The following is a 25,565-nucleotide window of genomic DNA, read 5'->3' on the forward strand; positions in this document are numbered from 1 at the left end:
CATCAGGCACAAGATCATCCGACACATCCAGAACCTTGCCGCCCGTCAGCCCAACTGCCAAGCCCCTGAGCCAAACTCATTCTGAAATGATCAGTAAGTGGCCGGCGCCCTAAATCCTTCGAGCGTTGGAGCGTCCACGCGCGGCGTGCAGCACCACCTGTGCACGCACCCGTAGCCGGTGCTCGGTCTTGTGACCGTAGGCAATCCGCGCCCTCGTAATGACCGGCGCAGGAGGCCACTTGGAGAGGGGAAACGCAACTTCGACATGGCCCGCTGAGGCAGCTACCTTCACCTGGTCTTCGGCGATCGCCCACGGCGCAGGAGTTCCTGCCCCGCGAATCCTCGCCCCCATGCGCAAGCCACCGCACCGGGTCCACACCAGGCCAACCAGGGAGAGACGCATGCCCCATCTTGCGCTGTACACATTCGGCGTCCTGAAGTCACCTCTCGTCGATCCCGCACCTCTCATGCGCGAGTTCTACGACAGGGGTGAGGCCGTCTACCGGAAGATCAGTCAGCACCCCGGATATCTCGCGCGTGCTGAAGCGGCAGACGGTGACCGGGGCATGCTCTTCGAGGCGGACTGGGGTGCATGGGGAGAATTCGCCGTACCGACCTGGTACGGCAAGGGCCATACGGTGGAAACCACCGCCCTGGCCGCGACCCTCTCACTCTGGACCGACCTGCGCTCCGCCTTCGACGCCATCTACACCGGTCTGCACCGTGAGGCACTGAACAGGCGTTACGACTGGTTCGAGAGGACAGGACACCCGAACTACGTGTTCTGGTGGGTCTCCGACGGCGTGATACCCACCTGGCAGGACGGGGTTTCCAGGCTGGAACACCTCCACGACCACGGCTCGGCGCCGCACGCCTTCACCTTCCACCACTCATTCGCCCCGGAAGGAACTCCGACCAGGATCAAAGGCATCGGGCCGAAGAGCCGCCGCCGTTAGTGGCTGCGACGTGCCGGTGCCAGGCGACCTTCGCCTCCAGAACCTCCGCCACCGCGCATCGTCGCGATCACCGCATCGCTGGTTTCTTGGACACGATCCGGCCGGCGCGGCAGCGACCACCGCTTCCCAATCCGCTGCGGTGATGTCCTGGACCTCACCGTCAGTTGTATCCGCCTGGTTCGTCGCCTGCCGTCTTGACCTGCTTGCGGTAGGCCCCCGGCGGCGACCCGAAGTGTCGTTTGAAAGCTTTGGCGAAGGCGAACTCCGACGTGTACCCCGTGTGCTGCGCGATTGTGCTCAGCGGGGTCGGCGATTGGTGCAGCAACCGCGCCGCGGTGGCCATCCGCCAGTTGGTCAGGTAGGTCAACGGCGGCTCGCCGACCACCGAGGCGAAGCGGCGGGCGAACGCGGCGCGGGACAGCCCGGCGCGGGTGCCCAGAGACGCCACGGTCCAGGGATGGCCGGGATCGTCGTGGATCGCCTTCAGGGCCGGGGCGACTGCCGGGTCGGTCAGCGCGGCCGCCCAACCCCGGGTCCGCTCCTTCGGTAGTTCGGCGTACCAGGACCGGAGGATGTACAGCAGCAGCAGGTCGACGAGCGCCGTGACGACCGCGTCCGAGCCCGGCTGCGGCGCGTGGAACTCGGCGCACAGCTGATCGACCGCCGAGCGCAGCACCGGGTGGCGGCCGGGAACCGCGGGGAGGTGGATGACCTCCGGTAGATCGTTGAACAGCGGATGCGGGCGATCAACGTCGATCGCGTACGCCCCGCACACCAGCACCGTGTGCGGCCCTGGTCCGTCCACGGTGACCTGGCCGATCGGCGAGGAACGGTCCACGCGGTCCGGTACGAAGTCCACCGGATCGCGGTCCGGCACGTCGCACAGGGTGTGTCCGCTGCCGCGCTGCAGGAACACGATGTCGCCGGGTCCGAGCGCGAGTGGTTGGCCGTGCGGTGGCAGCAGGTGGCAGTGCCCTTCCACGACCACGTGGAATCCGGCTCCTGAGATGGGTTGGAACTTCAGGGCCCACGGGGCGTTCGCATCGGTGCGAGTCACCATCGGGCGTCCCGTGCGCAGGACTTCGAGGGTGTTGCTCAGGATGTCCATAGCGCCACTCTAGTGCCAGTATGGCGAGACGATATGACAGGAAAACGAGATCTTAAGTCATTCACCGTCTCGATGTGGAGGCGTACGTTCTTGCCATGGCGGTTGCCGAACCACGCACCGCATCGACGAAGGAATGGCTCCCATGTCTCTGGCCGGCAAGAAGATCGTGATCATCGGTGGAACCTCCGGCATCGGCTTCGCGGTAGCCCAACAGGTCGCGGCGGCCGGCGCGGACGTCGTGGTCGCCTCCAGTAATCAGAACCGCGTGGACGCCGCGACGAAGCGGTTGGGCGAGCCGGCCGAAGGCCGCCGCCTGGACGTCGCCGACGACAACGCCATCGCCGCGTTCTTCGAGCAGATCGGGGAGTTCGACCACCTCGTCTACACCGCCGGCGAATCTCTGCTGATCAAGCCGTTGGTCGACACCACCCCGCAGGAGGCCAGGGCCGTCTTCGAGCGCCGGTTCTGGGGCGCGTTCCTCTCCGCCAAGTACGCTGCACCGCGACTGCGTGACGGCGGCTCGATCACTTTCAGCTCCGGCGTCCTCGCGATCCGCCCCCTGTCCGGAACCGCGCTCACGGCAGGTATCACCGGCGGCATCGAGGCCCTGTCCCGGGCACTCGCCGTCGAACTCGCCCCTCTGCGCGTCAACGTGATCCAGCCCGGTGTGATCCGTACCGAGCTGTGGGACGGCAGTGTCCCGGACCCGGAGGCTTTCCTCCAGGGCGCCGGGTCCGAGCTGCTCACGCGGCGTGTCGGCACTGCCGAGGAAGCCGCGGCGGCCTATCTCTTCGTCTTGGCCAACGCCTACGTCACCGGCACCACGCTCGCAATAGACGGCGGCGCGGCACTGGTGTGACAAAGGCGCCACACAGCCAACGAAGCAACGTGCGACGCGTTCCTTGCCGCGGCAGTCGACGCCGCGAGTCCGACCAGACGGCGGATGCGAGCCGCCCGGCCCGAAGTCGTCCCGGAGATCCGCCGCCTGATCGGCGCACTGTTCAGCCCGCCGATCACAGCCCTGAACGCCCTGTTGGATCTGTGGCGGCCTATGAGCAAGCCCAGACGGTCGCCGGCCGCCAAACCAAGATCGGCTGTGTAGCGATCTGTGGCGGCTTATTCCCAGCCCCAGACGGGCCGCCGGACGCTATGCCGAGACCGGCTGTGTAGCGATTTGAGGCGATGGTGGCCCCTGCGGGTCCCGATGCCCATCTGGTTGGTGTCGGCTGCGGCTTGACCCGGGCTGGGCTCGGGAAGAGGGGGTGGTCGGCCCCGCATGGGGACATGGCAACCGGAAGCCGGCTCGGGCATCGCTGATGGGCCCGTATGTCTGTCTGTCCCCCCGGCCATCCTTCGGGGGCTTCCCGGCAGTCTGCTGTCTTTCCGGGGCGGGCCGGGCAGTCAAGGGTGGCCGAAGGCCATCGCGAAGCGACGCGACGAAGGAGCGCCCTTGACGGGCCGGACCGACACGGAAGGACAGTCGACTGACGGGACGCCCCCGGAACCCCACCGACCCCGGGTGCGGGCATCCCGCCCCCGAAGCCCCCGCCCGCCCCCTACCCCCGCCCCAGGATCAGCGTTCCCGACGAGCAGAACCAGCCGCCCGTGCCCGAGGCCAGGGCGATGTGGGGGAGGCGGGCGTTCGGCTTGGTGACCTGGGTGGGGCCTGCTTCGCCGCGGAGTTGGCGGACCGCCTCCACCAGGAGGAACAGGCCGCGCATGCCGGGGTGGCACGCCGAGAGGCCGCCGCCGTCGGTGTTCACCGGGAGCTCGCCGTCCCGCAGGAGCCGGCCCTTCTCCACGAAGGCCCCGCCTTCGCCCTTCGCGCAGAAGCCGAGGTCCTCCAGGGTGACCAGCGTCATGTACGTGAAGGCGTCGTAGATCTCGGCGATGTCCACGTCCGCCGGGGTGAGCCCCGCCCGCTGGAAGGCCAGGCGGCCCGAGACCGCCGCGGGGGACACGGTGAAGTCATCCCATTCCGACATGGTGGTGTGGGAGACGGACGTACCCGAGCCCAGGATCCAGACCGGGGCCTTGGCGGTGTCGGGGACGTAGTCCTCCGCCGCCAGCAGCACCGCGCAGCCGCCGTCCGAGCGGATGCAGCAGTGCAGCTTGGTGAAGGGGTCGGCGATCATCTCCCCCGACAGCACGTCCTCCACCGTGATCGGGTCGCGGAACATGGCGTCCGGGTTGGCGGCCGCGTTCGCCCGTGCCTGGACGGCCACCGCGGCGAGCTGCTCCAGCGTGGTCCCGTACACGTGCATGTGGCGCCGCGCGGCCATCGCGTACTTGGAGACCAGCGTGTGCCCGTACGGCACCTCGAACTGGAGCGGTCCCCGCGCGCCGAAGGACAGGTTCGAGGTGCGGCGCCGGGCCTTGATGTCCGCGCGGGCCGTGGAGCCGTAGACCAGCAGCACCGCGTTGGCGTGCCCGGCGGCGATGGCGTCCGCCGCGTGGGCCGCCATGACCTCCCAGGTCGAGCCACCCACCGAGGTGGAGTCGACCCAGGTGGGGCGCAGTCCCAGGTACTCGGCGACTTCGACCGGCGCGAGCGTGCCGAGGCCGGCCGAGGCGAAGCCGTCGATGACCGCGCGGTCCAGGCCTGAGTCGGCCAGCGCGCGCCGGGCGGCCTGCGCGTGGAGGGCGTACGGGGTGGGGCCGTCCACGCGGCCGCAGTCGGAGAGGGCGACGCCGACGACCGCCACCCTGCGGCGGGGCGCGGGGGCGGGGGCGGCTCCGGTGAGGGGTCCAGGCATGGCCCGACGGTACATCTGACTCCGCGTCAGATGCTAGAGCGCGAGTGGGCGCAGGGTCCGGATCGCCGCGCCCCGCCCCCTGTGCATCTGTGACTGCCCGCCCTAACATGACGGCCCGTCAGATACCACCCCAGCCACCGCTGGGGTGGTGCCCCCAGGAGGAGCCAGCCGATGGACGCCGCCTTCACCGCGGAGCAGGACGAGGTACGCCGCACCCTGCACGAGATCCTGGGCAAACGCTGTGGACCGGACGAGGTCAAGGCCGCCGTCCGCACCGCCACCGGCTACGACCGCGAGCTGTGGCAGCAGCTCTCGCAGCGGCTCGGCCTGCCGGGCCTCGCCATCGCCGAGGAGTACGGAGGAGTCGGCTGCACACCCGCCGACCTGGCGCTGGCCTGCGAGGAGACCGGGCGGGTGCTGCTGCCGTCACCGCTGTTCGCCACCGCGTCCCTCGCGGTACCGCTGATCACCGGCCTCGGCAGCGCCCCGCAGCGCGCCGCCCTGCTTCCCCGGCTCGCGGTCGGCGGCCTCACGGCCGCCCTGGCCGTCGCGGGCCCGGCGCTGGCCACCGCCCTCGCGCTGACCGGCGACAACGCCCCGGGGGAGTGGTCCGGCGGGGGGCGCGCCGGCGGGGTCCAGGCCCGTAGGGGGGAGGGCGGAGGCTGGCGGCTGTACGGGGAGGTGGCCCAGGTGCTCGACGGGCACAGCGCCTCCGTGCTGGTCGTCGCCGCGCACACCGGTGGGTTCGTCCGCAGCCGGACCCTGCTCTTCCTCGTGCGGGAGGACGCGCCGGGCCTCGTACGGTCACGGCAGGCCACCCTGGACGAGACCCGTCCGCAGGCCCGGGTCCAACTGCGCGACGTTCCGGCCGAGTTGCTCGGCACCGGCGAGGAGGACGTGCTCGGCGCACTCGCCGCCACCGGGCGCGCCGCCGCCGCGGTCCTGGCCGCCGAGGCGGTCGGCGCGGCCGGACAGGCGCTGGCCCACACGGTGGACCACGTCCGGCAGCGGGAGCAGTTCGGCCGGGCGATCGGATCGTTCCAGGCGGTCAAACACCGCCTCGCCGACCTGTACGTACAGGTGCAGGCGGCCCGCTCGGCGGCCTACTACGCCGCCTGGGACCCACAGCAGGGCGCCCTGGCCCTCGCCCAGGCCCTTGACGCCCTGCGGCTTGCCGCCGGCGAGGCGATCCAGCTGCACGGCGGCATCGGCTTCACCTGGGAGCACGACGCCCACCTGTACTTCAAGCGGGCGGCGGGCGACGAGCTCCTGTTCGGCCCGGTCCACCGGCTGCGCGCGCACGCCGCTCACCGGGCGGGCCTCTTCACCGCCACCCCCACCGACCACGGCGAAAACGCAAGCACAAGCGCAAGCGACAGCAACGGCGAAAGCGACAGCAACAGCGAAAGCAACAGCGAAAGGGTGATCGCGTGATGACTCCGATGGCCGGGTCGGCTCCCGGCGTCAAGCTCATGCAGAAGATCTCCTCGACCCTGCTCTTCGCCAGGATCGCGCCGCACTTCATCCCCGCCCTCGACAAGGCCGTGCACAAGCTGACCCGCGGCAAGGTCATCCTCAGCGCCCAGATGCTCCCCGGCCTGATCCTCACCGCCAAAGGCGCGAAGACGGGCGAGCCGCGCACCACGCCACTCGCCTGCATGCCGGAGGAAGGGGGCGCGAGCTGGATCCTGATCGGCTCCAACTTCGGCCGTGCCGGTCACCCGGCCTGGACCGGGAACCTGCTCAAGCATCCCGAAGCGCAGGTGAGTTGGAAAGGCCAGGACATCGCCGTACGGGCTCGGCTGCTGGAGGGCGAGGAGCGCGCGGCGGCATGGCGGGCGGTGCTGCGGTTCTGGCCGCCGTACGCGACGTACCAGGCGCGCATCGAGCGCGAGATCCGGTTGTTCCGCCTGGAGCGTCGCTGATCGCGGCGGATGGCCGGAAGGGGAAGCGCCCCGAAGGGGGGAGGGCCCGAAGAGGAACGACCGAAACGGGGCCGCAGGGAGGAGAGGGGAGGGGAGGCGCAGGGAGGAGAGGGGAGGAGAAGGGAGGGGAGGAGAGGGGAGGAGAGGAAGGGAGGGGGCGGCCGAGAGGGGAAGCGGCCGAAGGGGAAACGGTTGGCCGGCGGCGGACCCGGGCGGGGTCCGCCGTTACCTGGTCGGCTTCTTGCCGGTGATGCCCAGGTGGACGAGCAGCGCCAGGTTCGGCTTGAGCTCGGCCTGCTTGACACCCCAGGTCTGGAAGCCCTTCTGGTGCGAGGCGACCGCGGCCAGCATGGCGACCAGTGAACCGGCCATCGCCGCCGGGCTCAGGTCCTTGTCGACCTTGCCCTTCGCCTGGAGCTCCTTCATCGACTCCGTGAGGGAGTTGGTGACGGAGTTCAGGATCTTCATGCGGATCTTGTAGAAGCGCTTGTCGCCCTCGGCCGCGCCGAGGTCGACGACCCGCAGGATCGCGTCGTTGCGCCGCCAGAAGTCCAGGAATCCCTCGACGAGTTCCTCGGCGGCCTGCCAGCCCGCCTTGCCGACCCAGTTGCGCCCCTCGACGAGCGTCGTCAACTGCGCTCCCTCGGTGGCCATTTCCTCGGCGATCTCCAGGACGGCGCCCTCGACGTCCGGGAAGTACTGGTAGAAGGTCGCGGGGGACGTGCCGGCCTTGCGGGCGACATCGATCACCTTCACGTCGCGGTACGGCGAGGAGCTGAGCATCTCGCCCAGGCAGTCGAGCAGCTTCTGCCGCGTCGCCTGACCGCGCCGACCGGCAACGCGGCCGTCGACGGTGCGTACTTGTCCTGTCATGCCGTCAGCTTACCGAGGGGTGATCCGGGCGCGATTCGGCCGCCTGCAAATGGGGTGACGGGGCGCCTGGCCTGGGGCTGAGCCGCCCCTGTGGGCGCTTCCCGGAGGATTCCGGCCGACCGTTTGCCGCAGGCGCCCCGGCCCGTGTCCCCCTGCGGCCCGCCCCGAGACTGCCCCGCACCCGCCCCGCACCGGCCCCCCACCGGCGCCACACCGGCCCCGCACCCGCCCGTCCCCGCCCGTCCCCGCCCCGCGGCCCCCTCCCGCCCGCCCGAGCCCGACCCGCCCGCTTCCTCTCGGTATCCCCCGATTAGTCTTATCAACAGGGTGTGGACAAGGCCTCGGGCGGATCATGGCCGAGGGGGAGGGTACGCACCCCCGCACAACGGAAGGAAACGGGCCATGGCCGCATTCGCGGAGGGCACACCCTGCTGGGTGGATGCCTCCCTTCCGGACGTCGAAGCGGGCAAGCGCTTCTACGGGGAGCTCTTCGGGTGGACCTTCGGAGAGGGCGCCGGCGCCCAGTACGGCCACTACACCCAGGCCTACAGCCGCGGCCGCAACGTCGCCGCCCTCGCCCCCAAGCCCGACGGCCGCATGCCCACCGTCTGGGGGATCTACCTCTACACGTCCGACGCCTACGCCTGCGCCGCCCGCATCCGCGCCTCCGGCGGCCAGATGGTGATGGATCCGCAGCCCGTGGGCCCGTACGGCACCGCCGCCCTGGCCGCCGACCCCGGCGGGGCCGTCTTCGGCCTGTGGCAGCCCGGCACCCACCACGGCTTCGAGGCCCAGCAGGAGCCGTACACCTACTGCTGGACCGAGCTCTACACGCGGGCCCGCGATGCCGTCGACGTCTTCTACGCCAACGTCTTCGGCTACGTCCCCGAGGACCAGGACGACGACGGCACCGGCTTCGAATACCGCCTGTGGTCCCCGCCCGGCAGTGCGCCGGGTGCCGAGACCGCCGTCCTCGGCCGCAGCCTGATCACCGACGCCTTCCCGGACATCATGCCCGCGCACTTCCTCGCGTACTTCGCCGTCCCGGACTGCGACCAGTCCGTCGCGGTGGTGCAGCGGCTCGGCGGCCGGGTCACCGCCGATCCCCTCGACACGCCGTACGGCCGGATCGCGGTCGTCGCCGACAACCAGGGCGCGGTCTTCGCGCTGCTCTCGGAGCACCGCACCCGGCAGTCCGCCCAGGAGTCCTGATCCGTGAGCCCTGATCCGCACGACGCGCCCCGCGGCTCCCGTGTGGCGACACGGCCTCGGCGCGGGCCTGACAGAATCGGGGTTGCGCGACCCCGGGCGGCGCCCGGGATGAGACGCTGCACGGGGCCGACCGCCGTGCCGGCGCGCGTGCAGGTGGAAACGGGCCCGGCGAGGGCCCGTACGGGGAGGTGTGAGGCGAGTGGTGGAGCAGCTGACGCAGCACGACCCGAGACGGATCGGCCCCTTCGAGGTGCTGGGACGGCTCGGCGCCGGCGGCATGGGGCTGGTCTATCTCGCACGGTCGGCATCCGGACGCCGGGTGGCGATCAAGACGGTGCGCACCGAGCTCGCCGAGGACCAGCTGTTCCGGGTGCGCTTCACGCGTGAGGTGGAGGCGGCGCGCGCCGTCTCCGGCTTCTACACCGCGGCCGTCGTCGACGCGGACCCGCGGGCCGCCGTGCCGTGGCTGGCGACCGCGTACGTCCCGGCGCCCTCCCTGGAGGAGATCGTCAACGAGTGCGGGCCGATGCCCGCCCAGGCCGTACGGTGGTTGGCCGCCGGCATCGCGGAGGCACTGCAGTCCATTCACGGGGCCGGCCTCGTCCACCGCGACCTGAAGCCGTCCAACGTGCTCGTCGTCGAGGACGGCCCGCGCGTGATCGACTTCGGCATCGCCAGCGGCGTCTCCAACACCCGCCTGACCATGACGAACGTCGCCGTCGGCACGCCCGCCTACATGTCGCCCGAGCAGGCGAAGGACTCGCGCAGCGTCAAGGGCGCCAGCGACGTGTTCTCGCTCGGCTCGACGCTGGTGTTCGCGGCGACCGGGCACCCGCCCTACCACGGGGCCAACCCGGTGGAGACGGTGTTCATGCTGCTGCGCGAGGGTCCCAACCTGGAGGGGCTGCCCGAGGAGCTGCGGCCGCTGATCGAGTCCTGCATGCAGATGGACGCCGCCCTGCGGCCGACCCCGGCGGACCTCCAGGCGCAGCTGGCCCCGCACCTCTTCGACGGCGGTGACGACAGCGGGACCGCATCGGCGTGGCTGCCCGGCCGGGCCGTCGCGATGATCGAGGCCCGGCGGGCCGGCCAGCGTACGGCGGCCGCGCCCGTCCCGGCACCCGGACCGCGGGGCGGCGAGGGCCCGGCCGGGGGCCCTGCCTCCAGCCCCGCCACGCACCGCCGGGAGCCCCGCGGCGTCGACTCCTGGGTGGACCCCCGGACCGGCCGGCCCGCGCCGCAACGCCCCCAGCATCCGCCGAGGCCGGTGTCCCCCGCGCCCTCCGGCGAGCCGGTCCGCCTCGGCGGCTCCCCGGTGCCGATCGGGCCCGGACCGCGGGCGACCGCCTCGGCGCCCGCGGCGCACGCTCCGGCCGCGGACTCGGCGACGGGCTGGGTCCGGCCGCCGGGCGGCGCGGGGGCGGGCGCCTCCGCGGCCGTTCAGGCGGCGGGGGCGGCTGCGGCCGTGCCCCATCCCGGCCCGTCCCCGGACAGCGGCCGCTGGCGCCCCTGGCGCTTCCGCATGTCGAACGAGGTCTGGGGGACCCCGACCGTCGCCGGCGACCTGCTCTACGTCACCTCCTTCGAGGTGCACGCCCTGGACGTGGCCAGCGGCCGGCGCCAGTTCAAGACGCGCGACGTGGCCTGGTCCATGGCCGTCGCCGACGGCCGCATCCACGCCTCCGACGGCCCCTCGCTCTACGCCCTGGACGCCTCCGACGGCTCCGAGCGGTGGCGGCTGTCCACGGAAGCCTGGGTGTACGCCCTGCGCGCCGAGCGGGGCACCGTCGTCACCGCCACCCGCGGCGGCGGCGTACAGGGCTGGGAGGCCTCGAACGGCCAGAAGCTGTGGGAGCTGACCGGCGCGCAGAGCGACTTCGAGACCCCGGAGGCGGCCCCCGTCCTGCACGACGGCACCGTGTACGTGTGGCAGGACGCGCGGCTGCGCGCCCTGGACGCCCGCTCCGGCCGGGAATCATGGTCGTACCCGGTCGGCGACGCGGCCTCCTGCGGGAACGTCCCCGTGCGGGTCACCCCGGCGCCGGACGGCAACGTCTACGTCGCGGCGGGCACCCGCGTCCTGTCCGTCGACCGGGCCTCGGGCCGGGTCCGCTGGCACTTCGAGGCCCCCGCGGTCTTCCTGGCGCCCCCCGCCTTCGCGCCCGGCGCGGCGGTGACGGGCGGCGGCGTCTACCTCGCGGACTACCTGGGCACCGTCTACGCCCTGGACGCGGCCACCGGCAAGGACCGCTGGCGCATCGCGACCGAGGCGCGGTCCTCCGCGGACCCGGTGGTGGTCGCCCACGGCAACGTCCACCTGGGGGCGGGCAGCGCCCTGTACACGCTGGACGCGGTCACGGGCACCCCGAAGTGGCGCTTCGCCGCGGGCGGCGAGATCACCGGCCTGCCCGCGGTCGCGGACGGCCGTGTGCACTTCGGTTCGGCGGACCACTGCCTGTACACGCTGGACGCGGCGGGCGGCCAGCTGCGCTGGAAGCTGGCCACGGGCGGGGAGATCACCGGCGCCCCGGTCGCGGAGGCGGGCGTGGTGTACGCGTGCAGCAAGGACCGCTGCGTGTACGCCCTGGACGCGGCCAAGGGCACGGGCACCCGTACGGCCGGCTGAGCCCGTTTCCGGCCCCGCCGGGTCGCGTACGGCACCGGGAGTGACAGGATGGACCCCATGAGCAACGTCTACTTCGACATCAACATCGACGGCCAGCCCGCCGGCCGTATCGTCTTCAACCTCTTCGACGAGGTCGTCCCGAAGACCGCCAAGAACTTCCGGGAGCTTGCCACCGGTGAGCACGGCTTCGGCTACGCGGGCTCGCCGTTCCACCGGGTCATCCCGCAGTTCATGCTGCAGGGCGGCGACTTCACCAACCAGAACGGCACCGGCGGCAAGAGCATCTACGGCGAGAAGTTCGCCGACGAGAACTTCCAGCTGAAGCACGACCGTCCGTACCTGCTGTCGATGGCGAACGCCGGCCGCAACACCAACGGCTCGCAGTTCTTCATCACCACCGTCGTCACCCCGTGGCTGGACGGCAAGCACGTCGTCTTCGGCGAGGTCGTCGAGGGCCAGGACGTCGTGGACCAGATCGAGAAGCTCGGCACCCCCTCGGGCGCCACCCGCGGCAAGATCGAGGTCGCCGCCTCGGGCGTCGTCGAGGCCTGATCCCCCCGCCGATCCGGCAGGCCGGCCCCGTTCCGTCTGTTTCGGAACGGGGCCGCCGCCATGCCCGGCACCCGGTACTGACGGCTCCGCTTCATGTGCTCATAGGATGAGCCCTTGATCACAGCAATCGGGAGCACGGGGGCCGATGCGGCATGACGTCCTTTGACACGGAGTGGGCGGGTCTCAAACAACAGACGGCGGGCGGGGCGCAGATGCACCTCGCCAGTACCGCGGCAGCCGACGGAGGAGGCGGCGGTGGCGGCGACGGTGACCTGACGTCCGACAAGGCGGTCTGGAACCGGGCCAGTCAGGACCTGGGCGGACTGGCGACGAGCATCAAGACCGCCGTGACGTCCCTGGAGAACGGCCAGAAGGGTGCCGCCCTCACCGGCGTGGAGAGCGCCACGGCCCAGCAGGAGCTCTACCAGTCCTGGAAGACGTACCTCGACAGCCTGGCGGGCAAGTGCACCTCGCTCCAGGGGCCGCTGGAGAAGGCCGGCACCGGCCAGTACGCCAACGACGAGGACATCAAGGGCGGTTTCGCCCAGATCAACGGCCAGTACAAGGACACCCCCGCCACCGGCGGCAACGGGAGCCGGTGACCCTGAGCGATGGATTACGCAGCACTCAAGGCCCTCAAGCCGTCCGAGTTCACGGAGGCGGCCGACGGCTACAAGGCCGTCAGCGACATGGCCGACCACGGCTACGGGGACGCGGAGGGCCAGATCTCGGCCCGCCTGCGGGCCGGCCTCAAGGGCGAGGCCGTGGACGCGGCGCTGGGGTCGCTCCGGGACCTGGCGAAGAACTTCCACTACGTACAGGTGGAATGCGGGCTCGCCGCCACCTCCCTGAAGGCCCTCGCGGCGGCGATGACCGACGCGAAGAAGAAGCTGGAAGCAGCCCTCGAAGACGCCGCACACGCGAAGTTCACGGTGGGCGCGGACGGTTCGGTGAGCTACCCGCCCGGCGGTGAGGAGAAGGACGGGAAGGTGCCCGAGGGCGGCACCGTCACCGGCAGCGCCAAGGGCAAGCCCTCCGGCAATGTGATCGACCCGACGCGGGACGCCAACAACCTGGCCGACGCCCTGGAGCGGCAGGCGGCGAACATCCACCCCAACCCGAACTTCGGCAAGGCGGTGGAGATCGCCAACCGCATCGCGCAGGCCGTCGCCGAGGCCACCGAGGCCGACACCCTGTGGGCGCCCAAGCTCCGCAAGCTCAAGGCCGACGACGACCTCGTCGTGTCCGACAAGGACTGGGCCGACGTGCAGAGCGACACCGCGGACGTCCGCGCGGGCGCGAAGGACTACCTGGACCATGTGAAGGCCCCGCCGAAGGACGGCGATCCGCGGTCGAACGCCGACTGGTGGAAGAGCCTGTCCCAGGACGAGAGGGACGCCTACGTCACCCTGCGGCCCGCGAGCGTCGGAGCGCTGGACGGGCTTCCGGCGGACGTCCGGGACCAGGCCAACCGTGCGGTACTCGCGGAGCAGCACGGCGCCTACCAGGTGGAACTGAACGGGATCCCCCGGGAACCGCAGCCCAAGTACCACTACGTCCAGCACGGGCGCGCATGGATGCGCGAGGAGACCGACGAGTGGCGCGAGTGGCACGACAAGCACGCGGACAGGAAAGCCCACCTGGAAGACCGCCTGCACGGCATGGAGGTCATCCAGAAGCGCTTCGACGAGACGGGCAAGGACGGACTGCCCGAGGCGTACTTGCTCGGTTTCGACGCCGAGGCGAACCACGACGGACGCGTGATCCTGGCCAACGGGAATCCCGACACCGCGGACCACACCGCGATCTTCGTGCCCGGCACGAAGACGACGCTGGGCAGCATCGAGGACGAGGCCTTGAAGAGTGAGGCCATGTGGCGCCACAGCTCGGCGATGGCGCCCGGCCAGACGGTGTCGACCATCACCTGGTTCGACTACGACGCCCCGCGCTCGGCGGCGCCCGGCGACAGCGGGGACATCATCCCCGAGGCCGTCGACGACAAGTACGCCGAGAAGGCAGCGCCGACCCTGCGACGGTTCCTCGACGGCACCGAGGCGGCCCATCAGTCGGCTTCCGGCAACCACTCCCACACGACGCTCATGGGTCACAGTTACGGCTCCACGGTGATCGGCGACACGGCGAAGTACCGCAGTGACTACGCCGACACCTGGGCCGACCCCCTGCCCGTCGACGACGTGGTCGTGGCCGGCAGCCCCGGCATGCAGGCAGACCATGCGGCAGACCTGGGATTCAAGGGGAAGCACACGTGGGCGATGGAAGGTGGAGGTGACGACGACCTCGTCACCGGCGGCGGGCGACTTGTCGGACTCGGCGACAACTGGACCATTCCGACCGACGAGTCCTTCGGCGCCAACAAGATGCGGAGCGACGCCCCGGGCCACGGAAACTTCTGGGACGAGCAGGACGGCAAGGCGTCCCTCAGCCTGAGGAACCAGGCAGCCGTCATAGCCGGGCGGTACGACAGAGTCGAACTTGAGTGGGAGGCCCATTAGTGGAACGAAGGCACAGGCGTAACGTCATCGCACTGGCGCTCCTGGGCGCTCTGACCCTCACAGCAGGATGTTCTCTCATGGACAACGAATCCAAGCGCTCCTACGACCCGCAGCCCCGCACCAGCAAGGAGGTGGAGGCAGAGGTCGGCGAGCTGTCGAGCAGGGCACTCGACATGACCCAGGTCAAGGGCAAGGTTTCGGAAACCGGGGGACCGGTGACCTATCCCTGCGGCACCAGCGAGGAGAAGAAGAAGGGCCTGAGGGTGGTCCGGCACGTCTGGTCCCTCTACGGTGCGGACCGCGACACTCTCGACAAGGGTATGAAGAGCCTTGCCGAAAAGCTGCCGCAGAACGGCTGGCAGGTCGTGAAGAACGGCCCGAACGTGAACACGAAGGCCAAGACGCTTGAGGTCTTCGCGGTCCACGAGAAGACGCACACCCAGCTGGAGGCCAGCTGGATGGACAGCTCCGACGGCGGCGAGAACCTGATCTACTTCAGTGTCTACTCCCGCTGCTTCCGCGACACCACCGCGGAGTGACGGAGAGTACCGGCCGGGCCCGCTGCGGGACGGGGGCCGGTGGCCGCCGCATGTCCCGACCTCTGCGTGCCGCGGCTCTCGCATTCGTCCTTGTCGGGTCGTTTTCCATGCTGTCGGTGGGATGTTCGAACGTGAAGGAACTCAACTACACGCCGGTGAGGATGGACCCCGACCCGGCGCGCCAGAAGGCGAAGATCGTCTCCGGCCGACTGCTGGAGATGACCGGGGTCAAAGGCAGGGTCACCGAGGGCAAGGTCACCGAGCCGGGCCCGAGCGTCTCGCGCTGCCGCGCGTACGGGGACGACCTGTTCTCCACGTCCCACCCGTGGTCGGTGTACGGCCTCAGCGAGCAGGACGTGGACACGGGCATGGCGAACCTGCGCAAGGGGCTCACCGAGAACGGCTGGAAGATCACCAAGGACGGCAAGGCCAAGACCAAGGACCAGGACCCGGAGATCATCGCCGAGAACAAGGCCGAGGGGTTCGACATGGTGGTCACGGGCCTGAAGAAGACCGCGCACGGCGACACCATGCTCAACTTCACGGTGGTGTCCGCCTGCTACCGCGCGGCCTCCGCCTCGGCCCTCGACGGCGAGTACTGACCCGGCCGCGTCACGGGCGGTCCCCGTCACCGTCCGCGGGCCAGTGCTCGTCGGGCGGGGGGCCGACCCGGCCGGGGGATTCGCGGCGGGGGCGGCCGCTCATGACCGCCGCCGCCAGGAGCAGCAGGGCGCCGGCGACGAAGGCGGTGGCCACCCCGTCTCCGATGCCGCGACCGCCGCCGCTGACCGAGAGGCTGCCCGCCGCCTGCCCCTGCCGGACCATCCAGAGCACCATGAAGCCGAGGACGATGATCCCGGCCAGCGCCATCAGCAGCCGCGAGCGCACCACGGCCGCACCGAGGGCGAGGACCGCGGCGACGAGGAACGGCAGCAGCGGCGAGCCCAGCAGGTCGGCCTCGTGGTCGGTGATCCCGGCGGCGGTGAAGAGGTCCTGCAGGCGGTAGTCGCGTCCGGGACGGCCGTCGTACCAGGCGCGGAACGGGCTCCAGACGGCGGCTGCCGCTCCGGCCAGGCCCATGAGCGAACCGATGACGTTGCGGATCATGCCGGGCCTCCGGGGTAGCGGTCCCTGCTCCGAAGCTACGCCCCGGTCCCGTCCACCGCACGCCGGTGATAGCGTGGCCCGCCGTTGTCCAGGGAGGGGATCGCGTCATAGTGGCCGGCCGTCGTATCAGGTTCACCGCGGTGCTGGTGGCCGTCGTGTTCTCGCTCACCGGGTTCTCGCACGGAGGCCACGGCAGCCACGGCGGGAAGAGCAGCAGCGGCGGGAGCAGTGGCGGCGGATGCTCCAGCTCCAAGAAGCGCAGCAGCTACCACAGCACCAGCGACAACAACAACAACAGCAACGGCAGCGGCAGCGGCAAGTCGACGCCCTCGCCGACCAAGAGCGCGCGCCCGCCCGCGCACGCCCAGGTCGTCAGCTGCGCCGGACCCGGCAGCCCGAAGGCCGTCCTCACGGTCACCTCCGACGTCGACACGGCACGCACCGTCGACGTACCGGTCACCTTCGAAGGCGCGAGCGGTGTCGTCGACCGCACCTCCGTCCGCGTCACCCTCAAGGCCCGCGAGACCCAGACGGTCACGGCCGCGATGGTCCACGAAGACAAGGCCGCCGAGACCAGGACCTGCGTCGTCGGCCGCATCGACTGACCGCCGCCCGGCGGCCCCGGCCCTCGGCCCCCCGCGCCTCGGCCCCCCGGGGCCTCACCGCACCCTGGGCTCCGGATGCGTCCTGCGGGCCGTGAACAGAGCCTCCTGGCGCTCCGGGGGGAGGTTTCCCAGGCTGATCAGCGCCGGGGCCTGGGCCAGGGCCTGCTGCAGGGCCGCCTGCTTCGCCGACCACAGGGCCCGTACGGTGCCCTGCACGGCCTCCGGCGGGAAACCGGCCAGGGTCTCGGCGGCGCGCACGGCCGCCGCGCGCAGTTCCCCGGGCTCCGCCAGCTCCGAGACCAGGCCGATCGCGTGGGCCCGCTCCGCGGAGAGCCGTTCCGCCGTTCCCATCAGGGACATCCGGGCCGCCTCCCCGAACGGCATCCGCTGCGCCATGTAGACCGCCTCGTACGCGCTGACCATCCCGTACGTGGTGTGCGGGTCGAAGAAGGTCGCCGTCCGCGAGGCGATCAGGAATTCCGACTCGCCCAGCAGGTAGAACGCCCCGCCGCAGGCCATGCCGTTGACGGCGGCGACCACCGGCTTCCACAGGTCGTTGGCCTTCGGCCCGATCGCGAGCAGCGGATCGTCGACCGAGTACGGGGAGGAGGGCTGGGGGACGGACACGCCGCGGTCGATGCCCGTGCAGAACGCGGCCCGTCCGGCCCCGGTGAGGACCACCGCCCGGACCTCCTCCTCGTGGCGCAGCTCCCGCCACAGGGAGGTCAGTTCGGCCGCCGTCGCCAGGTCGATCGCGTTGTGCGTGCGCTCCCGCTCCAGGGTGACGACCGCGACCCCGCTCGCCTTGTCCCGCTCCACCCGTACCGTCATGACCTCTCCAGTACCCAGCGCGGCACGGTGACGCCGCCGGTCTCGGTGAAGACCGCCTGCACCCGCGCGCCGATGCGCAGCCGGGCCGGGTCCACGGAGTTCAGCGGGGCGTCGGCCGAGGTGACGAGGTTGCCCGCGAGGCGGATGTGCGGGGCGTCGGCCAGCTCGACGAGGACCACGTTGTACGGGGCCTGCGCGGCGTACGCGGGCAGCAGCGGCGGGTGGGGCAGGACGTAGGACCAGATGCGGCCGCGGCCGCTCATCGGGCGCCACTCGGAGTCGAAGGACTGGCAGTGCGGGCAGCACGGGCGCGGCGGGAAGCGGAGCCGCCCGCAGGAGGTGCAGGCCTGGATGCGCAGCTCGCCGCGGGCGGCGTACTCCCAGAAGGGCGCGCCGTCCTCGTCCGGTACCGGCAGCAGGAGGCCTGCGGCGTCTTCGGCGGCAGCGGTCATGGTGGGCTCCTCAGGCTCGCAGCAGGATGGCGGAGGTCGGGACGCCCTCGCCCGCCGTCACCAGGCAGGTCGAGGCGTCCGGCACCTGGGCGGTGGAGGTGCCGCGCAGCTGTTTGACGCCCTCGTTGATCAGGTTGAAGCCGTGGACATAGGCCTCCGACAGGCCTCCGCCGCCCGTGTTGATGGGGAGCCGGCCGCCCGTCTCCAGGGCGCCGCCCTCGGTGAAGGCGGCTCCCTCGCCGCGTCCGCAGAAGCCGTAGCCCTCCAGTGACAGCGGGATCAGCGGGGTGAAGGCGTCGTAGATTTGGGCCACGTCCACGTCCTGGGGGCCGAAGTCGGCGTGCTTCCACAGGTGCCGGGCGGCCGTCCAGGCGGGTCCGGAGAGCGGGTCGTCGTTCCAGTAGTTGACCATGCCGTGGTGCTGGGCGGGCAGGCCCTGGGCGGCGGAGTGCACGTAGACGGGCTTGTGGCGGCAGTCCCGGGCCCGTTCGGCGCTCACGATCACGCAGGCGAGCGCGCCGTCGGTCTCCAGGCAGTTGTCGAAGAGGCACAGCGGGTCGCTGATCATGCGGGAGGTCATGTACATCTCGCGGGTCAGCGGGCGCTCGTACATCATCGCGGCCGGGTTCTCGTTGGCCCGGTTGCGGCAGGCCATCGCGACGTTGAAGAGGTGCTCGCGGGTGGCCCCGTAGGTGTGCATGTAGCGGCGGGCCAGCATGCCGATCTCGTCGGCGGGGCGCAGCAGCCCGAAGGGGCGGGTCCACTGGCCGGGGGTGGGCAGTTGGACGGTGGTGTTCTTCCAGGGGCGCGGGCCGGAGCCGCGCTTGCGGGAGCGCCAGGCGACCCCGACGGAGGCCTGCCCGGTGGCGACGGCGGCGGCGAGGTGGCCCACGGTGGCGCAGGAACCGCCCCCGCCGTAGCCGATCTTGGAGAAGAAGGTGACGTCGCCCGCGCCGATGGCCTTGGCGACCTCGACCTCGTCGGTCTCCTCCATCGTGTACGAGGAGAAGGCGTCGACCTCGGAGGGGGCGATGCCGGCGTCCGCGAGGGCGGCGAGGATCGCCCGGCAGGCCAGTTCCTTCTCGGACTGGGGGAGCCGCTTGGCGAAGGCGGTCTGGCCGATCCCGACTATCGCCGTAGCGTCCTTGAGTGTTGCCGCCATCGCCACCTCCGGGGCTGCGCCAGTACTGACAGCCGCGAAGGCTACAGCTAATCTGACGGATAGTCAGCTACTGGGAGGGGTGTGCGATGGGCGAGGACGCGCGGGGCGATCTGCGCTGGGGCAGCATCGCGGGGCTGGTGCGTGCGGCGGCGGAGCAGTACGCCGACCGCGAGGCCGTCGTCGACGGACGCGTGCGCATCAGCTACGCGCAGCTCGGCGAACGCGTCGAGCGCGCCGCCGCCGCCACGCTCGCGGCCGGTGTCGAACCGGGCGACCGGGTCGCCGTCTGGGCCCCCAACACCCTGGACTGGATCGTCAGCGCACTCGGAGCCGTCTCGACGGGCGCGGTGCTCGTTCCCCTCAACACGCGTTTCAAAGGCGCGGAAGCCGCATACGTCCTGCAGCGCAGCCGAGCCAGGCTCCTGTTCATCACCGGCACCTTCCTCGGCACCTCCTACGTCGCCTCCCTGCGCCGGGCCGCCGCCGCGGGGGACGGCCCCGGACCGCTGCCCGGGCTGCCGCACCTCGAACAGGTCGTCGTCCTCGCCGAGGACGCCCCCGAGTCCTTCCGCACCTGGAAGGACTTCCTGACCGGAGGGGACGGCGTGAGCGCCGGGGCCGTGCGCGAGCGGGCCGAGTCGATCCGTCCCGAGGACCCCTCCGACATCATCTTCACCTCGGGCACCACCGGCAGGCCCAAGGGCGCCGTCATCACCCACGCCCAGTCCCTGCGCTGCTACGACGTCTGGAGCGAGCTCGCCGGACTGCGCGAGGGCGACCGCTACCTGATCGTGAACCCCTTCTTCCACACCTTCGGCTACAAGGCGGGCATCATCGCCTGCCTGATGCGCGGGGCCACGATGGTCCCCCAGCCCGTCTTCAATGTGGACACCGTCCTCGCGAACATCGCCGCCGAGCGGATCTCCGTACTCCCCGGCCCACCCACCCTCCACCAGTCCCTCCTCGACCACCCCCAGCGCGACCACCACGACCTGTCCGCCCTGCGCCTCGTCGTCACGGGAGCCGCCGTCGTCCCGCTGCGGCTCGTCGAGCGGCTGCGCGGCGAACTGCACATCGCCACCGTCCTCACCGCGTACGGGCTGTCCGAGGCGAGCGGCATCGTCACCATGTGCCGCCGCGGCGACCCGGCCGAGGTAGTCGCGTCCACCTCGGGACGGGCCATCCCCGGCACCGAGGTGCGGATCGCCGGCCAGGACGGGCAGGCGCAGCCCGCCGGCACCGCGGGCGAGGTGTGGGTCCGCGGCCACCACGTCATGCGCGGCTACTTCGAGGACCCGGCCGAGACCGCCCGGGCCGTCACCGCCGACGGCTGGCTGCGCACCGGGGACGTCGGCGTCCTCGACGCGGCCGGCAACCTCCGCATCACCGACCGGATCAAGGACATGTTCATCGTCGGCGGCTTCAACGCCTACCCCGCCGAGATCGAGCAGCTCATCGGCCTGCACCCGGACATCGCGGACGTCGCCGTCGTCGGCGTACCCGACGCCCGCCTCGGAGAGGTCGGGAAGGCCTACGCCGTACGCCGCCCCGGCTCCACCCTCACCGCCGACGACCTGATTGCCTGGTCCCGGCGGGAGATGGCCAACTACAAGGTCCCGCGCGCCGTCGAGTTCGTCACCGAACTCCCGCGCAACGCGAGCGGAAAAGTCCTCAAGCGCGAACTGCGCGCCCGCACCCGGCCCGTGCCTTAGGCCGTCTCCTCCGCCTTGCGGGCCAGCACCAGCCGCCACCGGGGGGAGCCGTCATCGCGGCGGCCGAAGTGCTCCAGCGCCGCCGTCCCCACCGTGAAACCGGCCGCTGCCAGGTCCGCCCGCACCCCGCTGAGCGGGAAGGTGCGGTAGTACATGACGAACGGCGGCCGCCACACCGCATTGCGCACCCGCATCACGGCGTCGAAGCCCGCCACCGCCCACCACACCGGGGAGGTGGGCGGGATCGGCGCCCCGATCGGGAAGGCGAACAGCCCGCCCGGGCGCAGCGCCCGGTGCACCCCCGCGAAGAGGGCGGGCCGCTCGGCCGGCAGGAAGTGCCCGAAGGCGCCGAAGCTGACCGCCAGGTCGTACGCGTCCTCGAACTCGGGCGGCAGCGCCCGTGCGTCGGCCCGTACGAAGCGGACCCGCTCGTCGGCGTGGGCCCGCTCGGCCTCGGCCAGCATCCCCGCGCTCAGGTCCACCCCGGTCACCGGCCCGCGGCACAGCCGCCGCAGCATGGCGATCCCCGCGCCGGTACCGCAGCAGACGTCCAGGCCCGTACCGAAGGAACCCTCGTGCTGGGCCAGCGTCTCCTCCACGGCGTCGAGGATGCGGTCCGGGGTGCGGAAGGGGGTGTGGTCGAAGGTGGGCGCGAGCAGGTCGTAGCCGCGCTCGACGGAGGAGAGGGCCTGCACGGCGAGCTCGCGGAGCGTCGGTCCCTGGGAGGTGAACACGCCCCCAGCCTAATGAGGCGAAGCCCCCGTGCGGGCAGGCAGACGTGCGGACATGCAGACGTGCGGACACGCAGACATGTGGGAGACGACCAGACATGCAGACGTGCGGCGGCCGCGGTGGCTCCCCCTCCGGGCCACCGCGGCCGCCGTTCCCCGTCGTGCTCCCCCGTGGGTGCCGCCGCGGTCCCCCGTGACCCGCGCCGGCACCCCTTTCTTCCCCCCGTGGTCCCGGTACCCCCGTACTCCCCCCGCGGGACCTGTCCCCCGTATCCCCCGTGGGACGTCTTACGGACGAGGACCGGACGCGTGGTTGTCCAGCGTCACGATGTCCTCACCCGAGGCGTGGTTGTCGAGCGGCTTGATCTCGATACCGGAGGCGTGGTTGTCCATCGGCGTGATGTCGGCGCTGCCCGCGTGACTGTCGAGCGGCTTGATCTCGATGCCCGACGCGTGGTTGTCGAGCGGCTTGATGTCACCGTCGTTCGGCAGGGTGTTCTCGTTCGTCGTCATCGGATCTCCTGATGGATGGGTCGGGCCCGTTCGGCGATTCCCCCGCGGACCGCCGAACGGGTTGTCCTCCAGCCGACTCCCGCTTCCCCCGACGCGGTGAGTCGATGTACTCATGGTGGCGTGCGGCGATAAACGAACGATGAATGCCTCGTTCATCACACCGTCCGCCCAGCTCAGGCCGGTATCTCCGCCGCCAGCAGGGCCCGCACCTCGGCCAGTTCCGCCGAGCCCAGCTGCGCGAAGATGGACTCCGCGTCCCGCCAGCACACCCGCGCCCGGTCGCGCTGGCCCAGCCGCCGCAGCGCCTTGCCGAGGACCGTCAGCACGGTGGCCCGGCGCCACTCCCCGCCGATGCCGCGCAGCGCGATGGCCTGCTCGGCGTGGGCGGCAGCCAGGGTGGGCCGGTGCGCGGCCAGATGGGCCACCGCCAGCCGGAAGTGCGTCACGCCCTCCCACAGCGGCTGCCGGTTGTCGTGGAACAGCGACAGCGCCTCGGTGAGCTGCTCCTGCGCCTCCGCGAGCCGGCCCGCCTCGGTGAGGGCGATGCCCAGTGCGTAGCGGCCGTTGGCCAGGCGCAGGGTCAGGCCCATGCGGTCGTATATGGCGATGCCCTGCTCGGCGAGCTCTATGGCGCTGGTCAGCCGGCCCAGCTCCACGTGGATGCGGGAGAGGTTGCACAGCGCGCTCGCCTCTCCGATGTGGTTGGCGTCGGCGCGGAAGTTCTCGATGGCCTCCAGCAGGTACCGCTCGCCGTCGGCGTGCCGTCCCTGGTAAAGGGCGATGATCCCGCGGTCGTTGGGCGCCCAGCAGCTCGGCAGCGGGTCGCCGGCCTCGCGGGCGAGCACCATGGCCCGGCGGGCCTCGTCGTCGGCCTCGCCGAAGCGGCCGGCGACCAGGTGGACATTGGTGAGGGTGGTACGGGCGCGGCCCTCGGCGTGCGGGTCCTTCGCGGCGTGCGCCGCGTCGCGCAGGGCCACCGCGGCGGACTCGTACTGCTTGGAGTTGGCCCCCGACTCCGCCAGGTCCTTCGCCGCCCACAGCAGGTCCACGGCCCGGCGCAGTACGTCCGCCTGCCCGGTCGTGCGTACGGCGGCCTGCCGGACGCAGGCCAGCAGCGGGTCGGCCTCCGCGTACAACCAGTCCAGGGCGGCGCGCGAGTCGGAGAAGCGCAAGCCGGGATAGTGGGTGGCGGACAGGTGCGCGGGGAGCCGGTCGCCGGGGCGCTCCACCGCGTACACCGCGGAGGCGGTCGCCAGGTAGAAGTCCAGCAGCCGGTCCAGGGCCGCGTCGCGCTCGCTCGGCGGCTGCTCGTCGCGCTCCGCGCACGCCCGCGCGTAGAGGCGTACGAGGTCGTGGAAGCGGTAGCGGCCGGGCGCGGCGGACTCCAGCAGGGAGCAGTCGACGAGGGCCTCCAGGAGGTCCTCGGTGCCGTGCTCGGGCCGGTCCAGGGCGGCGGCGGCCGCGGCCAGCGAGATGTCGGGCCCGTCGGCGAGCCCCAGCAGCCGGAACGCACGCTGCTGGGCGGGCTCCAGCTGGCCGTAGCCCAGCTCGAAGGTGGCCTTGACGGCGAGGTCGCCGGCCTGGAGCTCGTCCAGGCGGCGGCGCTCGTCGGCGAGCTTCGCGGCGAGCACGGACACGGTCCAGGTGCGGCGGGCGGCCAGCCGGGAGGCGGCGATGCGGATGGCGAGCGGCAGGAAACCGCAGGCACCGACCACGTCGAGAGCGGCCTGCCGCTCGGCGCCGACCCGCTCCGCGCCGACGATCCGGGTGAACAGCTGCAGGGCCTCCTCGGGACTCATCACGTCGAGGTCGACGAGGTGCGCCCCGGCGAGTCCCGCCATCCGGACCCGGCTGGTGACCAGGGCCGCGCAGCCCGCGGTCCCCGGCAGCAGCGGGCGGACCTGGGCGGCGTCGCGCGCGTTGTCGAGCAGGACCAGCACGCGCCGGCCGTCGAGCGTCGAGCGGTACAGCGCGGCCCGCTCGGCGGCGGTGTCGGGGATGGCCGTGTCGGGGGTGCCCAGCGCCCGCAGGAAGGAGCCGAGGACGGCCACGGGCTCGGCCGGGCGGGGCTCGGTGCCCTGCAGGTCGACGTACAGCTGCCCGTCGGGGAAGTGCGGGCGGGCGGCGTGCGCGACGTGGACGGCCAGGGTGGTCTTGCCGACGCCGCCGATCCCGGCGAGCGCCGAGACGGCCATGACCTGCCCGTCGGCCTCGGCGAGGGTGTCGCCCAGCTCGGCGACGAGTTTGGAGCGACCGGTGAAGTCGGGCACCGTGGCGGGCAGTTGGGCGGGCCTGACCTGGATGGGCCGGGCGGCCGGGGCGGAGTCCTCGGCGCGGGCCAGTTCGGCGTCGGCCCGCAGGATGCGCTGCTGGAGCGCGGAGAGCTCGGGGCGCGGGTCGACGCCGAGCTCGTCGGCGAGGAGGCGGCGGGTGTCGGCGTAGACGGCGAGGGCCTCGGCCTGCCGGCCGCTGCGGTACAGGGCGAGCATGAGCAGCTCGCGCAGCCGTTCGCGCAGCGGGTGGGCGGCGGTCAGCGCGGTGAGCTCGGAGACGGCCTCGGCGTGGTGGCCGACCTCCAGGTCGAGGTCGAGGCGGGTCTCCAGCAGCTGGAGGCGCCATTCGGCGAGCCGGGTGCGCTCGGTCTCGGCGTGCGGCCCGGGCACCCCGGCGAGGGGTTCTCCGTCCCACAGGTCCAGGGCGCGGGCCAGCAGGGTGCGGGCGAGCGGGCGGTCGCCCGCGGCACGGGCGTGCTCGGCCTCGGAGGCCAGGCTGCGGGCGACGCCGAGGTCGAGGGCGCCGGCGGGGGTGTGGATGGCGTAGCCCCCGGACTCCGTGACGAGCATGCCGGGGTCGAGGACCTTGCGCAGGCGCGAGGCGTACGTACGGATGGTGGCGAGGGCCTGCTGCGGCGGGTCCTCGCCCCAGATGGCGTCGATGAGCTCGGGCGCGGTGGCCGTGCGCCCGTCGCGCAGCAGCAGCACGGCGAGCAGGGCGCGCTGCTGGGGGGTTCCGGAGGGCAGGGCCTCGCTGCCGCGCCAGGCCCGGATGGGGCCGAGGACGGCGAAGCGGGAGCCGGCGGCGTTCACGGGCACGGGCTCCGGCACAGGCGCAGGTGCGGGCGAAGACAGGGGCACGGGCTCGGGCATGGGCATGGCGGACGCGGTGGCGGGGACGGCGCCCGCCCCGGAGGAGGGCCGGGCGGTGGAGACAGGGCCGGCGGCCGGGGCGGTGGAGGCGGGCTCGGCGGGCGAGGGGGGCGGGGAGGGGGAGTCGGGCGGGGCACCGGCCGGTGCCCCCGGCGGGGCGGCGGCGGGGGCGGGGGGGGGCGCGGGAGGCGGGCGAGGCGGGGCGGGGGGGCGAGATAGGAAGAGGCTCGGGGAGGGTCAGTGTGG

Annotated in this window: 22 protein-coding genes and 1 pseudogene; 13 read left to right on the plus strand and 10 right to left on the minus strand. The window is 72.1% G+C overall.

The annotated features are described in order from the left end of the window. Positions 1 to 401 precede the first annotated feature (401 nt). Entirely contained in the window at positions 402 to 956 is a 555-nt protein-coding gene (locus AB0B01_RS28475; RefSeq protein ID WP_361725039.1) for a DUF3291 domain-containing protein, read from the plus strand. Between the two features lie 160 nt (positions 957 to 1,116). Here the strand turns inward: AB0B01_RS28475 and AB0B01_RS28480 are convergent, their stop codons facing one another. Next, positions 1,117 to 2,064, minus strand: a complete 948-nt coding sequence (locus AB0B01_RS28480; RefSeq protein WP_361725042.1) for an AraC family transcriptional regulator — start codon at positions 2,062 to 2,064, stop codon at positions 1,117 to 1,119. 142 nt (positions 2,065 to 2,206) lie between these two features. Here AB0B01_RS28480 and AB0B01_RS28485 point away from each other — a divergent pair, with 142 nt between their 5' ends. Continuing rightward, positions 2,207 to 2,923 carry an SDR family oxidoreductase gene (locus AB0B01_RS28485; RefSeq protein WP_361725045.1) on the plus strand — a complete coding sequence of 239 codons (717 nt, stop codon included), beginning with the start codon at positions 2,207 to 2,209 and terminating at the stop codon, positions 2,921 to 2,923. Between the two features lie 697 nt (positions 2,924 to 3,620). Here the strand turns inward: AB0B01_RS28485 and AB0B01_RS28490 are convergent. Then, positions 3,621 to 4,820, minus strand: a complete 1,200-nt coding sequence (locus AB0B01_RS28490; RefSeq protein WP_361725048.1) for an acetyl-CoA acetyltransferase — start codon at positions 4,818 to 4,820, stop codon at positions 3,621 to 3,623. Positions 4,821 to 4,991: 171 nt separating this feature from the next. Here AB0B01_RS28490 and AB0B01_RS28495 point away from each other — a divergent pair, with 171 nt between their 5' ends. Together AB0B01_RS28495 and AB0B01_RS28500 are read left to right on the plus strand one after the other, a co-directional pair. Then, complete coding sequence (locus AB0B01_RS28495) at positions 4,992 to 6,254, plus strand: acyl-CoA dehydrogenase family protein (protein ID WP_361725051.1); 1,263 nt, start codon at positions 4,992 to 4,994, stop codon at positions 6,252 to 6,254. Beyond that, complete coding sequence (locus AB0B01_RS28500; RefSeq protein WP_361725099.1) at positions 6,254 to 6,745, plus strand: nitroreductase family deazaflavin-dependent oxidoreductase; 492 nt, start codon at positions 6,254 to 6,256, stop codon at positions 6,743 to 6,745. Before AB0B01_RS28495 ends, AB0B01_RS28500 begins: the two co-directional genes overlap by 1 nt. Before the next feature lie 225 nt (positions 6,746 to 6,970). On the opposite strand, the gene AB0B01_RS28505 is transcribed toward AB0B01_RS28500, so the two are convergent. After that, positions 6,971 to 7,618, minus strand: coding sequence for a TetR family transcriptional regulator (locus AB0B01_RS28505; RefSeq protein ID WP_356852774.1), 648 nt, complete (start codon positions 7,616 to 7,618; stop codon positions 6,971 to 6,973). Between the two features lie 402 nt (positions 7,619 to 8,020). Between AB0B01_RS28505 and AB0B01_RS28510 the strand changes: the two genes are divergently transcribed. From AB0B01_RS28510 to AB0B01_RS28540, 7 genes are all read left to right on the plus strand, one after another. After that, positions 8,021 to 8,830 carry a VOC family protein gene (locus tag AB0B01_RS28510; protein WP_361725054.1) on the plus strand — a complete coding sequence of 270 codons (810 nt, stop codon included), beginning with the start codon at positions 8,021 to 8,023 and terminating at the stop codon, positions 8,828 to 8,830. 199 nt (positions 8,831 to 9,029) lie between these two features. After that, on the plus strand, positions 9,030 to 11,456 hold the full coding sequence (locus AB0B01_RS28515) for a PQQ-binding-like beta-propeller repeat protein (RefSeq protein ID WP_361725057.1): 2,427 nt from the start codon (positions 9,030 to 9,032) through the stop codon (positions 11,454 to 11,456). 57 nt (positions 11,457 to 11,513) lie between these two features. Then, positions 11,514 to 12,008 carry a peptidylprolyl isomerase gene (locus tag AB0B01_RS28520; RefSeq protein ID WP_361725060.1) on the plus strand — a complete coding sequence of 165 codons (495 nt, stop codon included), beginning with the start codon at positions 11,514 to 11,516 and terminating at the stop codon, positions 12,006 to 12,008. 152 nt (positions 12,009 to 12,160) lie between these two features. Further along, a complete protein-coding gene (locus AB0B01_RS28525) occupies positions 12,161 to 12,610 on the plus strand; it encodes a hypothetical protein (protein ID WP_361725063.1) in 450 nt (149 codons plus the stop codon). 9 nt (positions 12,611 to 12,619) lie between these two features. Then, on the plus strand, positions 12,620 to 14,521 hold the full coding sequence (locus AB0B01_RS28530; protein ID WP_361725066.1) for an alpha/beta hydrolase: 1,902 nt from the start codon (positions 12,620 to 12,622) through the stop codon (positions 14,519 to 14,521). A gap of 77 nt (positions 14,522 to 14,598) precedes the next feature. Further along, the gene (locus AB0B01_RS28535; protein ID WP_361725069.1) at positions 14,599 to 15,060 is read left to right on the plus strand and encodes a hypothetical protein; all 462 of its coding nucleotides are present in this window, start codon (positions 14,599 to 14,601) and stop codon (positions 15,058 to 15,060) included. 116 nt (positions 15,061 to 15,176) lie between these two features. After that, positions 15,177 to 15,662 carry a hypothetical protein gene (locus AB0B01_RS28540; protein ID WP_361725072.1) on the plus strand — a complete coding sequence of 162 codons (486 nt, stop codon included), beginning with the start codon at positions 15,177 to 15,179 and terminating at the stop codon, positions 15,660 to 15,662. 85 nt (positions 15,663 to 15,747) lie between these two features. Here AB0B01_RS28540 and AB0B01_RS28545 read toward each other — a convergent pair. Continuing rightward, a pseudogene (locus AB0B01_RS28545) lies at positions 15,748 to 16,167 on the minus strand (hypothetical protein); the annotation flags it as partial. Between the two features lie 110 nt (positions 16,168 to 16,277). On the opposite strand from AB0B01_RS28545, the gene AB0B01_RS28550 reads away from it, so the two are divergent. Then, a complete protein-coding gene (locus AB0B01_RS28550) occupies positions 16,278 to 16,772 on the plus strand; it encodes a hypothetical protein (protein WP_361725075.1) in 495 nt (164 codons plus the stop codon). A gap of 54 nt (positions 16,773 to 16,826) precedes the next feature. Here the strand turns inward: AB0B01_RS28550 and AB0B01_RS28555 are convergent, their stop codons facing one another. Genes AB0B01_RS28555 through AB0B01_RS28565 form a run of 3 tightly spaced genes read right to left on the minus strand, consistent with a single transcriptional unit; the run spans position 16,827 to position 19,217 of the window. Beyond that, positions 16,827 to 17,603: an enoyl-CoA hydratase/isomerase family protein gene (locus AB0B01_RS28555; RefSeq protein ID WP_361725078.1), complete on the minus strand. Its 777-nt coding sequence runs from the start codon at positions 17,601 to 17,603 to the stop codon at positions 16,827 to 16,829. Further along, complete coding sequence (locus AB0B01_RS28560) at positions 17,600 to 18,055, minus strand: OB-fold domain-containing protein (protein WP_361725081.1); 456 nt, start codon at positions 18,053 to 18,055, stop codon at positions 17,600 to 17,602. Before AB0B01_RS28560 ends, AB0B01_RS28555 begins: the two co-directional genes overlap by 4 nt. 10 nt (positions 18,056 to 18,065) lie before the next feature. After that, positions 18,066 to 19,217, minus strand: a complete 1,152-nt coding sequence (locus AB0B01_RS28565) for a lipid-transfer protein (protein ID WP_361725084.1) — start codon at positions 19,215 to 19,217, stop codon at positions 18,066 to 18,068. An 86-nt stretch (positions 19,218 to 19,303) separates the two neighbouring features. Here AB0B01_RS28565 and AB0B01_RS28570 point away from each other — a divergent pair, with 86 nt between their 5' ends. Continuing rightward, positions 19,304 to 20,929 (plus strand): FadD3 family acyl-CoA ligase, encoded by a 1,626-nt coding sequence (locus AB0B01_RS28570; RefSeq protein ID WP_361725087.1) that lies wholly within the window; start codon positions 19,304 to 19,306, stop codon positions 20,927 to 20,929. Here AB0B01_RS28570 and AB0B01_RS28575 read toward each other — a convergent pair. The 3 genes from AB0B01_RS28575 to AB0B01_RS28585 form a co-directional block, all read right to left on the minus strand. Continuing rightward, a complete protein-coding gene (locus AB0B01_RS28575; RefSeq protein ID WP_361725090.1) occupies positions 20,926 to 21,663 on the minus strand; it encodes a methyltransferase domain-containing protein in 738 nt (245 codons plus the stop codon). The two genes, AB0B01_RS28570 and AB0B01_RS28575, sit on opposite strands and share 4 nt — an antisense overlap. Before the next feature lie 285 nt (positions 21,664 to 21,948). Further along, on the minus strand, positions 21,949 to 22,173 hold the full coding sequence (locus tag AB0B01_RS28580) for a hypothetical protein (RefSeq protein WP_361725093.1): 225 nt from the start codon (positions 22,171 to 22,173) through the stop codon (positions 21,949 to 21,951). Positions 22,174 to 22,346: 173 nt separating this feature from the next. Beyond that, positions 22,347 to 25,259, minus strand: a complete 2,913-nt coding sequence (locus AB0B01_RS28585) for a BTAD domain-containing putative transcriptional regulator (protein WP_361725096.1) — start codon at positions 25,257 to 25,259, stop codon at positions 22,347 to 22,349. Positions 25,260 to 25,565: the final 306 nt, after the last annotated feature.

The sequence above is a fragment of the Streptomyces sp. NPDC044571 genome (genome assembly GCF_040647115.1).
In the GTDB taxonomy this organism is placed as follows: Bacteria; Actinomycetota; Actinomycetes; order Streptomycetales; family Streptomycetaceae; genus Streptomyces.

Bases quoted from the DNA above. Each gene is read 5' to 3' on its own strand.
- AB0B01_RS28475 (WP_361725039.1), top strand. From the start codon at position 402: ATGCCCCATCTTGCGCTGTACACATTCGGCGTCCTGAAGTCACCTCTC.
- AB0B01_RS28480 (WP_361725042.1), bottom strand. From the start codon at position 2,064: ATGGACATCCTGAGCAACACCCTCGAAGTCCTGCGCACGGGACGCCCG.
- AB0B01_RS28485 (WP_361725045.1), top strand. From the start codon at position 2,207: ATGTCTCTGGCCGGCAAGAAGATCGTGATCATCGGTGGAACCTCCGGC.
- AB0B01_RS28490 (WP_361725048.1), bottom strand. From the start codon at position 4,820: ATGCCTGGACCCCTCACCGGAGCCGCCCCCGCCCCCGCGCCCCGCCGC.
- AB0B01_RS28495 (WP_361725051.1), top strand. From the start codon at position 4,992: ATGGACGCCGCCTTCACCGCGGAGCAGGACGAGGTACGCCGCACCCTG.
- AB0B01_RS28500 (WP_361725099.1), top strand. From the start codon at position 6,254: ATGACTCCGATGGCCGGGTCGGCTCCCGGCGTCAAGCTCATGCAGAAG.
- AB0B01_RS28505 (WP_356852774.1), bottom strand. From the start codon at position 7,618: ATGACAGGACAAGTACGCACCGTCGACGGCCGCGTTGCCGGTCGGCGC.
- AB0B01_RS28510 (WP_361725054.1), top strand. From the start codon at position 8,021: ATGGCCGCATTCGCGGAGGGCACACCCTGCTGGGTGGATGCCTCCCTT.
- AB0B01_RS28520 (WP_361725060.1), top strand. From the start codon at position 11,514: ATGAGCAACGTCTACTTCGACATCAACATCGACGGCCAGCCCGCCGGC.
- AB0B01_RS28525 (WP_361725063.1), top strand. From the start codon at position 12,161: ATGACGTCCTTTGACACGGAGTGGGCGGGTCTCAAACAACAGACGGCG.
- AB0B01_RS28530 (WP_361725066.1), top strand. From the start codon at position 12,620: ATGGATTACGCAGCACTCAAGGCCCTCAAGCCGTCCGAGTTCACGGAG.
- AB0B01_RS28535 (WP_361725069.1), top strand. From the start codon at position 14,599: ATGGACAACGAATCCAAGCGCTCCTACGACCCGCAGCCCCGCACCAGC.
- AB0B01_RS28555 (WP_361725078.1), bottom strand. From the start codon at position 17,603: ATGACGGTACGGGTGGAGCGGGACAAGGCGAGCGGGGTCGCGGTCGTC.
- AB0B01_RS28560 (WP_361725081.1), bottom strand. From the start codon at position 18,055: ATGACCGCTGCCGCCGAAGACGCCGCAGGCCTCCTGCTGCCGGTACCG.
- AB0B01_RS28565 (WP_361725084.1), bottom strand. From the start codon at position 19,217: ATGGCGGCAACACTCAAGGACGCTACGGCGATAGTCGGGATCGGCCAG.
- AB0B01_RS28570 (WP_361725087.1), top strand. From the start codon at position 19,304: ATGGGCGAGGACGCGCGGGGCGATCTGCGCTGGGGCAGCATCGCGGGG.
- AB0B01_RS28580 (WP_361725093.1), bottom strand. From the start codon at position 22,173: ATGACGACGAACGAGAACACCCTGCCGAACGACGGTGACATCAAGCCG.